10 protein-coding genes are annotated in these 14,671 nt (G+C 64.2%); 9 read left to right on the top strand and 1 reads right to left on the bottom strand.

All coding sequences use genetic code 11. The annotated features are described in order from the left end of the window. Window positions 1–3 precede the first annotated feature (3 nt). The 8 genes from E4K09_RS19585 (at window position 4) to E4K09_RS19550 (ending at window position 11,655) form a co-directional block, all read left to right on the top strand. Complete coding sequence (locus tag E4K09_RS19585; protein ID WP_134499413.1) at window positions 4–2,544, top strand: cellulose biosynthesis cyclic di-GMP-binding regulatory protein BcsB; 2,541 nt, start codon at window positions 4–6, stop codon at window positions 2,542–2,544. Beyond that, on the top strand, window positions 2,541–3,638 hold the full coding sequence (locus tag E4K09_RS19580; RefSeq protein WP_134499412.1) for a family 8 glycosyl hydrolase: 1,098 nt from the start codon (window positions 2,541–2,543) through the stop codon (window positions 3,636–3,638). Before E4K09_RS19585 ends, E4K09_RS19580 begins: the two co-directional genes overlap by 4 nt. Beyond that, window positions 3,629–5,740: a tetratricopeptide repeat protein gene (locus tag E4K09_RS19575; protein WP_134499411.1), complete on the top strand. Its 2,112-nt coding sequence runs from the start codon at window positions 3,629–3,631 to the stop codon at window positions 5,738–5,740. Before E4K09_RS19580 ends, E4K09_RS19575 begins: the two co-directional genes overlap by 10 nt. Window positions 5,741–6,072: 332 nt before the next feature. After that, window positions 6,073–7,674: an ABC transporter substrate-binding protein gene (locus E4K09_RS19570; RefSeq protein ID WP_134499410.1), complete on the top strand. Its 1,602-nt coding sequence runs from the start codon at window positions 6,073–6,075 to the stop codon at window positions 7,672–7,674. 63 nt (window positions 7,675–7,737) lie between these two features. Then, window positions 7,738–8,748, top strand: a complete 1,011-nt coding sequence (locus E4K09_RS19565; RefSeq protein WP_134499439.1) for an ABC transporter permease subunit — start codon at window positions 7,738–7,740, stop codon at window positions 8,746–8,748. After that, window positions 8,745–9,656: an ABC transporter permease subunit gene (locus tag E4K09_RS19560; RefSeq protein WP_134499409.1), complete on the top strand. Its 912-nt coding sequence runs from the start codon at window positions 8,745–8,747 to the stop codon at window positions 9,654–9,656. Before E4K09_RS19565 ends, E4K09_RS19560 begins: the two co-directional genes overlap by 4 nt. 2 nt (window positions 9,657–9,658) lie before the next feature. Beyond that, window positions 9,659–10,675 (top strand): ABC transporter ATP-binding protein, encoded by a 1,017-nt coding sequence (locus tag E4K09_RS19555; protein WP_134499408.1) that lies wholly within the window; start codon window positions 9,659–9,661, stop codon window positions 10,673–10,675. Then, window positions 10,672–11,655, top strand: coding sequence for a peptide ABC transporter ATP-binding protein (locus E4K09_RS19550; protein ID WP_134499407.1), 984 nt, complete (start codon window positions 10,672–10,674; stop codon window positions 11,653–11,655). The genes E4K09_RS19555 and E4K09_RS19550 overlap by 4 nt, the downstream gene beginning before the upstream one ends. Window positions 11,656–11,657: 2 nt before the next feature. On the opposite strand, the gene E4K09_RS19545 is transcribed toward E4K09_RS19550, so the two are convergent. Then, window positions 11,658–13,682, bottom strand: coding sequence for an AI-2E family transporter (locus E4K09_RS19545; RefSeq protein WP_134499406.1), 2,025 nt, complete (start codon window positions 13,680–13,682; stop codon window positions 11,658–11,660). A gap of 271 nt (window positions 13,683–13,953) precedes the next feature. Here E4K09_RS19545 and E4K09_RS19540 point away from each other — a divergent pair, with 271 nt between their 5' ends. Next, the gene (locus E4K09_RS19540) at window positions 13,954–14,646 is read left to right on the top strand and encodes a dienelactone hydrolase family protein (protein ID WP_134499405.1); all 693 of its coding nucleotides are present in this window, start codon (window positions 13,954–13,956) and stop codon (window positions 14,644–14,646) included. Window positions 14,647–14,671 lie beyond the last annotated feature (25 nt).

Genomic DNA, 14,671 nt, shown 5'->3' with positions numbered 1-14,671 from the left:
GCCGTGCGCTCCGTTCTGATTCCCTTTCTCATCGCCTTCGAAATGCTGGGGGCGCGGACGGCAACAGCGCAGGTCGCTCCTTTCAGCATGGACGGCGCGCCTGCCACACCATCTGCGCCGGCGCAGCGCCCTGCACAGGCTCGGCCTCCGCAAAGCGGTGCTCCGCCAGCCACCTTCGACATCCGCGGCCCCTCCCCCGCCCCGCGGGCGGCGGCTCCGCAAAACGCGCCCTTGGCTCCCAAGAACGCTTCAGGATCTTTTCAGATCGCGCCAGGGGCGGTGGCACCACGCGATTCGTCCAGGCCTGCCGTTGCCGCGACAGCGGCCTCTCCCGCGGCTCCTCGCATCGAGCGTCCGATCCTGCCGTTCGAAACAATTCGCCTCGAGGGCGAGAGCGATGCGCAGTCCTGGACCTTCCATCTGACGCAGGATGAAGCGTCGAGCGGCACCTCGATCACGGTCGGCTATAAGAATGCGGTCGTGGTGATGCCGGAAGGCTCGCGCCTCAGGATCGTGATCAACGGCGAGACGGTGATCGACACCCCGATCCAATCGTCCGACAATATCAGGCCTGTGACCGCCCAGATTCGGCCGGGACTTCTGCGCGCGGGATCCAACTTCATCCGCACGGAAGCGGTCCAGCGCCACCGGACCGATTGCACCATCGCGGCTACGTATGAGCTTTGGACCGATGTGGATTCGGCATCCACTCGCCTCATCTTCGCCGAGGGCGCCACGAAGACCCTGCGCAGCCTCGAGGACCTTCCCGCCGTCGGCGTTGATGCGTCGGGCGTCACGACGATCCGGGTCGTGGCTCCCAAGGTCTACCGCCCCGAAATCCGCGACCGTCTGCTGCGTCTCGTGCAGATGATTGCCTTGCGCGGGCGCTATGCGCGTCCCGTCATTCAAGTGGTGGAATCCGATCCTGGCCGCTCGCCGGCGGGAACGATCAAGGTGGTGATGGGCCTTGCCAGCGAACTGCGCGGGCTTCTTCCGGGCGTGCCGGACAGCGTGATGGCCCAGCCGTTGACCATGATGATGCAGGAACCGGGATCCGTCGGCTCCACTCTCGTGGTCTCCGGGCCGACCTGGAACGATTTGGATTCCGCCATTGCCGTTATCGGCACACAGGCCATCAACACGGGAAAAATCGATCAGGGCATCGTCGATACGGCCTCGTGGCATTGGCCCGAGGTCGTGACGGCGTTCGGCCGCCACTCCTTCCGCTTCGCGGATCTCGGCATCGCCACCCAGGAGTTTTCAGGACGCCGCCTCAAGAGCCGTTTCATGCTGAATCTTCCGCCGGATTTCTATGCGACGGAATACGGCGAGGCGCTGCTCAACGTCGAGGCGGCCTATACCAGTGCGGTCAAGCCGGGCAGCCATGTGAACATCTTCGTCAATGACAAGATCAGCACGCAGCTCGTCATCACGGCACAGGGGGATGTCGTCAAGCGCCACGCGATCAGGCTGCCGCTGAAGCACTTCAAGGCCGGTCTCAACAGCGTCACGGTGGAAGTGGGTCTCCTGACCGACGCGGATGATCGCTGCGCCCCGGGAGAGACGCTGTCGGAGACCAACCGCTTCGTTCTCTTCGACACCAGCAGCCTTGAGTTTCCGGAGTTCGGACGCATCGGGCGCCAGCCCGATCTCGGCGTGCTGAGCACCGGCCATTTCCCGAACGAGGACGGTCCGACGACGGTGGTGCTGGGCCGCTCGGACACGCTGAACATCGCTGCCGCCGGCACATTCCTCGCGCGCATGGCACGCAGCGCCGGCACACCCATGCGGACCCAATTCGCCAGTGCCACCTCGGCGGAGGACGCCTCCGTCATCTTCATTGGCGCCGTTGAGCAGATCCCACCGGGGCTTCTCGGTCGGGTGCGGGTTTCCGAGCACCTGCGCCTGGTCTGGCCTGCGACCCCTTTCCAATCCGACGCGTCCTCTCAACAGGTTGCGAACACGGATTTCACCATGACCCTGGGCCCCTCCTCGGCAGATCGCAGCGGCACGGCCTCCACCGACGAGGTGCGCAAGCGCTGGTCGGAGTCGTTCCGCAGACAGGGCGTCCTCCAGCAGACGCTCGGCTCCCTTCAGGACTGGATGGAGCAGACCTTCAGTCTGTCCGTCAACTCTCTGTCGCTCGGGGCGCGCATCGACGCCCCTTATGAACCGCCGCAGCGATCGACCCTGCTCATCGCGCAGAACCGAACCCCTGAAGCAGGCGTCTGGACCCTTGTGACGGCCCGCACGGAAGAGGCGCTGGCGGAGGAGATGGCCCGCGCGGCGGACCCGCTCCTGTGGTCGAAGGTCGCCGGCCGTGCGGTCGCGCTGGATCCACGGGAATTCAAGCTCCAGGTCGAGCCGATCCAGGACTACGACTTCATCCAGACGCAACCCTTCTCGCTCATGAACCTGCGTCTCGTCGCGGCGAACTGGATGTCGGCGAACATTCTCCATTATGCCGTGCTCATGGTGGCGTGCTGTCTGCTTCTGGGGATGGCGACCTATCTGCTCCTGAAACGCCTGGGGCGGCCCTCATGAGGATCTTTGCAAAGCGCAGATCGGCCCTCCTGCCCTGTCTGCTCGCGGGGCTGCTGGCCCTCGCCTCTTCGGTCTCGCCCTCCTGGAGTCTGACCGTGCAAACTCTGAACGTGGTCGGCACCCTTTCGCCTGCGGAATGGGACGCCTACCGCACGCGCTTCATCGAGGACGACGGGCGCATCGCCGACAATGCCAATGGCAATATCAGCCACAGCGAGGGACAGGGCTATGGCCTCCTCCTCGCCCTGGCGGCCAACGACCGCGTAACCTTCGAAAAGATATGGACCTTCACCTTTACGGAGTTGCTGATCCGCGACGATGGCCTCGCAGCCTGGAAATGGGATCCCTCCGCCAAACCTCGGGTGACCGATCGCAACAACGCGACCGACGGGGACATCCTCCTCGCCTATGCCCTGGCGAAGGCGGGAGCCGCCTGGAAGGAGCCCCGGTATGCGGCGGCTGCGCAGAAACTCGCCAAAGCCATCGGCAAGAACACCTTTGGCCGCGATGGCGGATCCGTTTTCCTGCTGCCGGGGGCGGAAGGCTTCAACGAAGGTGAGCGCCCGGACGGACCCGTGGTCAATCTCTCCTACTGGATCTTCGAAGCGTTTCCGGTGCTCGCGGGCCTCGCGCCCGAATACGAATGGAACCGCGTCTGGCGAGAGGGAGTCAACCTGCTTCAGCAGACGACGTCCGGCCGAATCCGGCTCCCTGCCGACTGGATCTCCATCCAGCGGCGGATGCAGACCAAGCCCGCCGACGGCTTCCCGCCGGAGTTCGGTTACAACTCCTTAAGGATACCCCTCTACCTTCTCAGGGCAGGAATGACCGATTTGGAGTGGTTGCGAGCGCTCAAGCAGCGTTGGTCTGCCGAGAACGAAGGAGTTGCCGTCGTGAATGTCGTGACTGGACAGGTCCGGGAGCGGTTGAACGACCAGGGCTACGCCATCCTCGCGGCCGGACTGGCCTGCGCCCTGGATGGAACCCCCGTTCCGGCAGCGCTGAAGGCGTTCGAGCCGCAGCTCTATTATCCGTCGACCCTGTATCTGATGACGAAGTCCTGGCTTGGTGAAAAATATCCGCAATGCGTCTAGCGAGCAGCGCCATAACGATTGCGGTCCTTGGTCTGGGCTTCGCAGCGATCGCGCAGCAGGATAGTCCTGCGGGCGGACAACCCCCGGCGTCACCCTCGCCCACCCCTAATGCTGCCCCTGCCCCGTCCGGCAATCAGCCGCAGGTGGACGAATCGGCCCTGCGCTACTTTGCGTCCCAGGGCGACACGCGCCGCGTTAATGCGGAAATCGCCCGTCTTCGCGCGCTCTACCCGAACTGGACGCCACCGAGCGACCTGTCCCAGCTCTCGGCCGGCACCGTCACGATCGACCCGATCGTCGAGCGGTTGTGGAACCTCTACAAGGAGGACCGGATCGCAGAGGTGCGCGCGGCCATCGCCGAGCGCCAATCCTCGGACCCGAACTGGAAGCCGCCTGAGGAACTGGTCACGGCCCTCGACACGGTCGAGGCACGTCGGCGGCTCACCAACGCGTCCGATTCGGGCCAATGGCGCACGGTTCTCTCCGTCGCCACCGAAAACCCGAACCTTCTGACCTGCGTGAACGTGGACGTGCTCTGGCGCGTCGCCGAGGCCTTCGCCAAGACCGAGCAGCCCAACCGCACGCGAGACGTCTATACCTATCTCCTCACCAACTGCGCCAACCCCGGCGAGCGCTTGGCAACATTGCAGAAGGCCCTCAGCCTTTTGCCGGACAACCAGGTGGCGGACCTGCTTCAGTTCGAGCGCAAGACCGGCGACGAGCCCGATAATTTCGATTCCATCCGCGAGGAGCTGGCGCGTCGACGGGTGGAGCGGGCAGCAAACGACGACAAGATGACCGCGTCTGCGGAGGATCTCGCGACCGTCGAGCGCCTGACCCGCAACTCGGACGAACCCGGACCCGTGCTGGTCCTGGCCTGGTACAACTATCACCATGGCAACCCTGCACGGGCGCTGGAGCTGTTCAAGACGGCGCTCGACCGCAACGGCGGGAACAAGGCCGCAGAGGGTTATGCCATGTCCCTGCGCGCGCTGGAACGCCTCGCCGAGGCCGAAGTCTTCGCGTATGACTGGCGCGACAAGGCCCCCGAGAACATGAAGATCTATCTCGACGTGGCAACGGCTCTGCTGGCTCAGGACCCGCCGCCGCGCCTCGAGACCCGCATCGTGTCGCGCATCGTGCCCGTGGTCACGAGTCAGCGTTTTCCCGACGGAGCCCAGGCGCTCGGCTGGTTTTCCTACAACACGAGCCAGTTCCAGACGGCCCGGGACTGGTTCCGCCAAGCTCTGAGCTGGAGAGCCGATGACGAACCATCCGCCTATGGCCTCGCTCTATCCACCCAGCGCCTGAACGACCGAGCCGCTTTCAATGCGATCGTCGCGCAATGGCGCGACCGCTCGGAACGGATCGCCGATCTTGCCGCCGGCACCACGCCCCGGGCCGCCCAGCAGCGCGTTGCGCCGCCACAGCCGATGGCACCCTTGGAGCCCGGCCCGCAGGAATCCATGCGCTCCGTCCCGGTTCGAGCCGGGACGCCGCGCGCGTTCGTCGAGCACACCACCACGGCAGTGGAGCAGGGCTTCACCACCGCGACCGCCGGGCCGCGCGCGAGTGGAAGCCGCAACTGCCTCATGACCCGCAACCCGGACGGGCTGGCTCCCAATGCGGCGCTCGCCCTCGGTTGGTGCCTCATGGAAGCCAACCGCCCCATGGAGGCCGCCAGCGCCTTCGATCAGGCCATTCGCAGAGGCAGCGCCCGCACCCGGGAGGAAGCGGCCTACGGCAAGTCCCTCGCCTATCTGCGCAAGAACCTGACCTCGGAGGCCGCCGTCGCGGCGGCCCAGGCTCCGCAGACGGGCCCGCGGCGGGTCGAGCTGAGCGCCTCCATCCTTGGACAGCGGGCCCTCGCCGCCTATCGTGACGGGCGCTACGTGGAAGCCATCCTGGCTTTGAGCGAGCGGGCCCGGATCGTCCCCGAGCAAACAGACCTGATGCTGATCCGAGGCTGGTCCTACTTCAAGCTCGGCCGGTATAACGATGCCGAAAAAGTGTTCCGCGCGGTGCAGCGCACGGGCTATTCGGACGAAGCCAGCGTGGGCCTGAACGCCGTCCTGGAAGCACGGTATCCCGTCCGCCAGTAACGAAGCCTGCCCCTGAGGCTGCTCCGGAGACATGCCGCCTCCATGCTCCCGATCCGGCAGATTTGACCTCGCCGCCCCAATTTGGGACGCGGGAAGCCATCCGTTTGCCCGACCTGTGGACGGCGCAGGGTCCAAAGCGCCCAAACCCCGTATAATCTCAGAAATTTGAAGCGAACGAAAACGTGAAGGAAACTGCGGAAATCAGCACGAAATGGTAAATTTATTCCAAAAATTAGCCAAGGTCGCCTGGACAGATTGACATTATTGGGGCTTCGCACCTTAACTTCGTCACAGAACGGCCACGAGTAGTGCCGTCTCAGAGGACCATGATAATGAAGAAATCAGCCCTTTTCGCAGCAATCTGCGTTCCGGCTTTCCTGGCCGCGGCTCCGCTGGCCGCCAAAACCCTCGTGTACTGCTCCGAGGGCAGCCCGGAAAACTTCTATCCCGGCGTGAACACCACCGGCACCTCGTTCGACGTGAACGAGCATATCTACGACAACATCGTGGATTTCGAGCGCGGCGGCACGAAGGTTGTTCCTGGCCTTGCCGAGAAATGGGACATTTCGGCTGACGGTACGGTATACACCTTCCATATCCGCAAGAACGCGAAGTTCCACTCCAATAAAGCCTTCAAGCCGACCCGCAACCTGAACGCCGACGACATCGTGTTCATGTTCGAGCGTCAATGGAAGGAAGAGAATCCCTACTTCAAGGTCACGAGCCCGAACCATTCCTATTTCAGCGACATGGGCATGCCTGCCCTGCTGAAGTCGGTGGAGAAGGTTGACGACTACACGGTTCGCATCACCCTCAACCGTCCCGAGGCTCCCTTCCTGTCGAACCTGGCCATGCAGTGGGCCGGCGTTCAGTCGAAGGAATATGCCGACGCCATGCTGAAGGCCGGCACTCCGGAGAAGATCGACCAAGATCCGATCGGTTCGGGCCCGTTCTACCTCGTCAACTACCAGAAGGACGCCATCGTCCGCTTCAAGGCCTTCCCCGAGTATTGGGGCGGCAAGGCTGCGATCGATGATCTCGTCTTCTCGATTACCCCGGACGCCTCCGTGCGCTGGGCGAAGCTCCAGAAGGGCGAGTGCCACGTCATGCCGTACCCGAACCCGGCTGACCTCGAGGCCATCAAGAAGGACCCGAACGTCACGCTCATGGAGCAGCCGGGCCTGAACGTCGGCTATCTCGCTTACCAGACCACGAAGAAGCCCTTTGACGACGTGCGCGTCCGCAAGGCCTTCAACATGGCCATGAACAAGAAGGCCATCGTCGACGCCGTGTTCCTCGGCTCGGGCGTACCGGCCAAGAACCCGATCCCGCCGTCCATGTGGTCGTACAACGACTCCGTGAAGGACGACGAGTACAACCCGGAAGCGGCCAAGAAGCTTCTGGCGGAAGCCGGTTATCCGAACGGTCTCGAGACCGACCTGTGGGCGATGCCGGTGCAGCGTCCCTACAACCCAAACGCCCGCCGCATCGCGGAGCTCATGCAGGCCGACCTCGCCAAGATCGGCGTGAAGGCTGAGATCAAGAGCTTCGAGTGGGGCGAGTACCGCAAGCGCGCTCAGGCCGGCGAGCATCAGATGGCTCAGCTGGGCTGGACCGGCGACAACGGCGATCCGGACAACTTCCTGCACACCCTGCTGGGCTGCGCCTCGGCGCAGAGCGCTTCGGGCTCGAACATCGCCAAGTTCTGCCACAAGCCGTTCGACGACCTCGTCACGAAGGCGAAGGTTGTGACCGATCAGGCCGAGCGCACCAAGCTCTACGAGCAGGCTCAGGTGATCTTCAAGGAGCAGGCTCCCTGGTTCACCATTGCCCACGCCGTGCAGCTGAAGCCCGTCCGCAAGGAAGTGGTCGACTTCAAGCTCTCGCCGTTCGGCCGCCACACCTTCTACGGCGTGGACATCAAGGGTAAGTAAGCCCGTATCCCGTTAACCTGGCGGAGCGGCCTCATGGCCGCTCCGCCTTTTTCCGTTTTGGCCATGCTTAGATTCATCCTGACCCGCGTCAGCCTGATCATCCCGACCTTCATCGGCATCACGCTGCTCGCCTTTTTCCTGATCCGCCTCGTGCCGGGCGATCCGATCGAAACGCTTGCAGGCGAGCGCGGCATCGATCCCGCGCGCCATGAGCAACTGCGCAAGGAATATGGTTTCGACAAGCCGATCATCGTCCAGTACGGGATCTATCTGGCCCGCGTGCTCCAGGGAGACCTGGGCAAGTCGATGATCACGCAGGAGCCGGTGCTGAACGAGTTCAGGGCCCTGTTTCCGGCAACCGTCGAACTGGCGCTCTGCGCGATCCTTTTCGCCCTGATCATTGGCCTTCCGGCAGGCATCATCGCGGCGCTTCGACGAAATTCGATCTTCGACCATGGCGTGATGGGCATTTCGCTCACGGGCTATTCCATGCCGATCTTCTGGTGGGGACTCATCCTCATCCTGATCTTTTCGGTGCAGTTCGATCTCACCCCGGTCTCCGGTCGCATCGACGTTCTGTATTACATCGAGCCGACCACCGGTTTCCTGCTGATCGACACGCTTCTCTCCGAGGAGGAAGGAGCATTCTGGTCGGCCGTCCAGCACCTGATCCTTCCCACGATCGTTCTCGGAACCGTGCCGCTTGCCGTGATCGCCCGCATGACCCGCTCCGCGATGCTGGAGGTTCTCGGCGAAGACTACATTCGAACCGCCAAGGCCAAGGGGCTTTCGCGCCTGCGCATCGTCGCCCTGCACGCCCTGCGCAATGCCCTCATCCCGGTCGTGACCGTGATCGGCCTGCAGATCGGCGTGCTGTTTACCGGCGCCATCCTCACCGAGACCATCTTCTCCTGGCCGGGTGTGGGCAAATGGCTCATCGACGCCATCTTCCGCCGCGACTATCCCGTCCTGCAGGGCGGGGCTCTGCTGCTCGGCGTCGTGGTGATGGGTGTGAACCTTCTCGTCGACCTCGCCTACGGTCTCATCAATCCTCGCATCAGGCATACGCGATGACCACTGAAACCATGGAAGCTCCGGCCGTCGCGGCTCCGACGGCCACCCCTCCCCATCCGCTTCGCGAGTTCTGGGGCTATTTCAGCGCCAATCACGGCGCCGTTGCCGGCCTCGTCATCATCGTCGCCGTCGTCCTCGTCGCCCTGCTGGCGCCGGTGATCGCTCCGCATGATCCGAACATAACCAACACGGCCCTCGCTCTGAAGCCCCCGTTCTGGCAGGAGGGCGGATCGATCGCTTATCCGCTGGGCACCGATCCTATCGGACGCGATATCCTCTCGCGCCTGATCCACGGTGCGCGCCTGTCGCTTCTCATCGGCATCGCCGTGGTGGCGATCTCGATCGTGATCGGCACCGTGCTCGGCCTCGTCGCCGGCTTCTTCCGGGGCCTCACCGAGATCTTCATCATGCGCCTGATGGATATCGTCCTCACGCTGCCGAGCCTTCTGCTCGCCATCGTGATCGTGGCGGTGCTGGGCCCAGGCCTGATGAACGCCATGCTCGCCGTGGCCCTCGTGATCTTGCCGCATTACGTGCGGCTTGCCCGCGCGGCGGTCATCACCGAAACCTCCAAGGATTATGTGATGGCGGCTCGCGTGAGCGGAGCCGGGACGACACGGCTGATGTTCAAGGAAGTTCTGCCGAACTGCACCGCACCTCTGATCGTGCAGGCCTCGCTCGGCATTTCCACCGCCATCCTCGATGCCGCAGCTCTCGGCTTCCTGGGCCTCGGTGCGCAGCCGCCCTCACCCGAATGGGGCACCATGCTGGCCGATGCCCGCGAGTTCGTGCTCCGTGCGTGGTGGGTCGTGACCTTCCCGGGCCTCGCGATCCTCATCACGGTTCTTGCCTTCAATCTTCTGGGCGACGGCCTTCGTGACGCCCTGGATCCCAAACTGAAGCGCTGATCATGGCTCTTGTCGAAATTGAAAATCTATCGGTCGAGTTTCCGACCCAAGGCGGCATCATGCGTGCCGTGGACGGCGTCAGCCTCAAGCTCGAGGAAGGCGAGGTTCTCGGCGTCGTGGGCGAATCGGGATCCGGCAAAAGCGTGACGATGCTGGCCCTCATGGGCCTCATCCCCTTTCCTGGCCGCGTGAAGGCGGACAAGCTCATCTTCAACGGCCGCGATCTCCTGACGATCTCCGAACGCGAGCGCCGCAAGCTCACGGGCAAGGACGTCGCCATGATCTTCCAGGAGCCGATGACGAGCCTGAACCCGTCCTTCACCATCGGGTTTCAGCTCACGGAGACGCTGCGCCTGCACGAGGGCATGGATCGCAAGGCGGCGCGGCGCCGGGCCATCGAATTGCTCGAGCAGGTGGGCATTCCCTCGCCTGAAAGCCGCCTCTCCGCCTTTCCGCATCAGATGTCGGGCGGCATGAACCAGCGCGTGATGATCGCCATGGCGATCGCCTGCAACCCCAAGCTCCTCATTGCCGACGAGCCGACCACGGCGCTCGACGTGACGATCCAGGCGCAGATCCTCGACCTGCTCATGACGCTCCAGAAGGAACGCGACATGGGCCTTGTCATGATCACACACAACATGGGCGTCGTTGCCGATACCGCCAAGCGCGTGATGGTGATGTATGCGGGCCAGATCATGGAGGAGCGCTCCGCCGCGGATCTTTTCGCATCGCCGCAGCATCCCTACACGGCGGCCCTGCTCGCGGCCCTGCCGGAGCGCAGCGAAGGCGGACGCCTTGCCACGATTCCCGGCGTGGTGCCGGGCCTCTACGACCGTCCGAAGGGCTGCCTGTTCAGCCCGCGCTGCGCCTATGCCACCGAGCATTCACGCCATGTGCGGCCAGAGCTGCGGCCCTGGGCCGGCGGGCACATCCGCTGCCATTATCCGCTCGGCGACCCGAACCGGACAGCCGCCATCCAGCACGATCATCCCATTCGGACGGAGACTGCATCGTGAGCGCTCCCGTTGTTGAAGCCAAGAGCCTGAAGCAGATCTACAAGGTCAAGCGCGGGCTGTTCAAAGAGCCGGCGGCCTTGCAGGCGGTCGGCGGAATCTCCTTCTCCATCGAACCCGGCAAGACACTGGCCGTAGTGGGGGAATCCGGCTGCGGCAAGTCCACGCTCGCCCGCATGGTGACGCTGATCGAGAAGCCGACCGAGGGACAGCTTTCCCTCGATGGCATCGATGCGGTCAACCCGCCGTCGAACTACACCAAAGAGCTGCGCCGCATGGTGCAGCTGGTGTTCCAGAATCCTTATGGCTCCCTCAACCCCCGCAAGAAGGTTGGAACGATCCTGGAGGAGCCGCTCATCATCAACACCAACCTTTCCTCTGACGAGCGCAAGGAGCGGGTGCGGGCGATGATGGCGAAGGTGGGGCTTCGCCCCGAACACTACAACCGCTATCCGCACATGTTCTCCGGCGGCCAGCGCCAGCGTATCGCGATCGCACGCGCGCTGATGCTCTCGCCGAAGCTCGTGGTGGCGGACGAGCCGGTCTCCGCCCTCGACGTGTCGATCCAGGCGCAGGTGCTGAACCTCCTCGCCGATCTTCAGCAGGAGATGGGCCTCGCCTATCTCTTCATCTCGCACGATCTCGGCGTGGTCCGGCACATCGCTCATGACGTGCTCGTCATGTATCTCGGCCATGCCGTCGAGCACGGGCCCAAGGAGAAGATCTACGCGCGGCCGCTGCATCCCTATACGCAGGCCCTCCTCTCCTCCACGCCGGGAATCACGGGTGTGCGGCGCAAGCGCATCGTGCTGAAAGGCGAACTCCCCTCACCGCTCAATCCGCCGAAAGGCTGCGTGTTCTCGACCCGCTGCCCCTACGTGACGGAGCGTTGCAAGGTGGAGCGCCCGGCTCTGCGCGAGCTCGACGGCCGTCAGGTCGCCTGCCATTATGCCGAAAACTTTCTGAAGGAAACGGCAGCCTGAAGTCAGGCAGGCAGCGGCAGGCGCTTTCTCGCCGCTGCCCCCTTTGCGGCCTGATCGGAGGTCACCGTGAGCGGCAGGTCCTCCTCACCGGTTGCGACCTTCAGGCACCGCACCACTGCATCGCGCATGGACGAGACATAGTAATCGGCTCCGAGGGTCGAGCGCATCGACTCACTCTTCAAGACCGCATCCTCGGCAGGCCAGAGGCCCACGAGAATGGGCGCCTTGGGCGATTTCTTCCGCAATCGCCGCAGCAGGTAGCGCAGATGCGCCGGCGTGCCGCTGATCTCGAGATAGCTGATGCAGATCATCTGCACGCCTGTCGTATCGAGATTGTAGATGGCCGAACGTGACACGGCCTCGTGAGGGACCAAGCGGCTTCCGAGCCCGTGCTTGTTCAGAAGCTGCACCAGCATCTCGGACGCAGCCTCGTCGAGAGGACCGCGCCCGGCGATGCACATGACGGCACCTTCCGCTTTCCACGCCTCGGGGATCTTGCTCTCGTGCGGCATCTCGCCAACGACGGCGGGCTCCTTGATCTCAGGCCTTTCGCTTTGGGGCGATGCCACCGGCTCGTCCCTGGTCTCGTGCGGCGGCGGTTCGACATCGTCATGGGAGCCGAGATCCTGCACGAGAGCCCTGATCACGTCTCTCACCTGATCGAGCTGGCGATGGGTGAGCACGCCGCGCGTCGCGTCATTGGCCGCAAGCTGGAGCCCTTTGAGCGCCACCTCGTCGTAATAGGATGTGAGCGAGCGCTCCTTGAGCAGAACCTCCGCCGAGTCGAGCGCCTCGTCGGGATCGCCGGCGAGCATGCGCTGGTAGAGGTTCTCCGCCGGGGTCAGGGCGGGCCTGTCGCCGAGCATGACGTCCAGAAATTCGAGCCTCTCCACATGGCGTCCCAGCACTACGAGGCAGAGGGTCAGGGGTGTTGCGATGAGCAGGCCCACGGGTCCCCAGATCCAGGTCCAGAAGATCGCCGAGATGACAACCGCGAAGGGAGACAGGCCCGTGCTCTGCCCATAGACAATGGGTTCGACGACATGCCCCATGAGAGGCTCGCCGATCACGAACAGAGCCAAGGCCATCAGGGCCATGGACCAGCCGGGATCGACGGCGGCGGCGAGAAGGATCGGAGGGGCGGCGGCCACGAAGGAGCCGATATAGGGCACGAAGCGCATCAGCGCCGCGAAAACGCCCCACAGGGCCGGGCTCGGCACGCCGATCAGCCACAGGCCGACTCCGGCCACGACGCCGAAGCTCGCATTCAATGCAAGCTGGGTGAGAAAGTAGCGGCTCAACCGCCGTGCGGCATCGTCCATGGCAGCCGTGGTCCGGTGCAGGTCGCTCGAGCCGAACAGGCGGATCATGCGGTCGCGCAGGTCTTCGCGCTGCATGAGAATGAAAACGAGCACCACGAACACGATGCCCATCGTCGCGAGAGGCGCCAGCATGGGCAGCAGGACGTTGCGCGCGACCTGCGCGGGCGTCGGATCCGGCTCATGCACCTCCACCGGCAGGGGCTTCGGCTCCTCGGGGGCGGGCTCGGCCGTGCTGGACGGAGATGGGGAGGCTGCTTCGGGCGGTTGCTCGCCGACCGCCCGGTCGAACCGGCGACCGAAGTCGCGCAGCATGCCTGGCAGCTTGCCGAGCGTCCCCTCCCGCAGGGAGCCGACCTTCTGCTCGATCGTGGTCTGGTAGCGCGGAATGTCCGATGCCAGACCAGCGAGCTGGAAACCGATGAGCCCCCCGAGAGACACGATGATCCCGAGGGTGACCAATACCGCGATGATGACGGCGGGCACCCGGCCCAGGTGCCATTTGCGCATCAGATCCACGAAGGGCGCGAGCACGAAGGCGAGCAGGATGGCGAGGACGACGGGCAGGAACACCTCGCGACCGACATAGAGCCCTGCCAGCACGACAACGCCCACCGCCAGCGTCAGCAGTCCGGACAGGCCCGGAACGCCGGGGGGCTGGATCTCCGTCTCTGGGAGTGGTGGCCCGGGCAAGGGTGCAGGAGGCATCGCGGTTCGGTCTCTACTCACAGTGGGGGTTCTTCCCCTCAGCAAACAACGTATGGACCCGGCAAATCGATCCTTGGCCGTTTCCCGAAGGCGCGGGATGGGACCTTTTGCCATCTGGGTGCCGAAGCCGCCCATTCCCATCTCCAGGGCTGTCCTTGGTTTCTTCCCTCGCATGCCAGCTTCCATGTCGCTCACGAGACGCAGCCTTATGGCCGGTGCGGCCCTCGCCGCCTCGTCCTCCCTTCATGCCCAACAGGATCAAGCCCGAACGATGCCGCTGACGGAAAAGCGCAACGCCTTCACGAGCGGCGGCAAGTCCATTGCCGTCGAGACCTTTCAGCCCTCCGGCTCCGCTCGGCGCCCTGCCGTGCTCATGCTGCATGGAGCGGACGGCTTGAGCTACAACACCCAATACCGCGATGGTGCCCGCGGCATGGCCGCCGCCGGCTATCAGGTGCATCTTGTCCATTACCTGGACCGGACCGGCGAAAGGCGGGCCTCCTTCACCACCCTCTTCCAGAATTTCATGCCCTGGATGAATACCGTGCAGGATGCATTGACCTTCGCGTCCAGCTATCCGGGAGCGGATGCCGACCGCATCGGCATCGTCGGCGTTTCCCTGGGCGCCGCGCTGGGCCTGGCCGTCTCTTCCATGGATCGGCGCGTGAAAACCTTGGTGAACTACTTCGGTCCCCTGCCTCAGGGCGCCATCGCCACGACCTCTCGGCTGCCGCCGACCCTCGTGCTGCATGGCTCCGCCGACCCAATCGTGCCGGTCGCCAACGCCTATGCGGTGGAGGCCCTCCTGCGCCAGCAGAACGTGCCGCATGAGGTCAAGGTTTATCCGGGCCAGGGGCACGGCTTCCATGGCGCTGCGGAAAAGGACGCCACGCAGCGGGCGCTCGCCTTCCTGCGCCGCTATTTGACCAGCACCGACACCACGCCTCTTCCGATGAACGGTTGAGGCGGCTAAGACTCGAAACAGCGAA

The sequence above is a fragment of the Microvirga pakistanensis genome (assembly GCF_004458765.1).
GTDB classification, from domain to species: Bacteria; Pseudomonadota; Alphaproteobacteria; order Rhizobiales; family Beijerinckiaceae; genus Microvirga; species Microvirga pakistanensis.
Note: the sequence above shows the minus strand (reverse complement) of the source record. Positions and strands in the feature narration are given on the sequence as shown.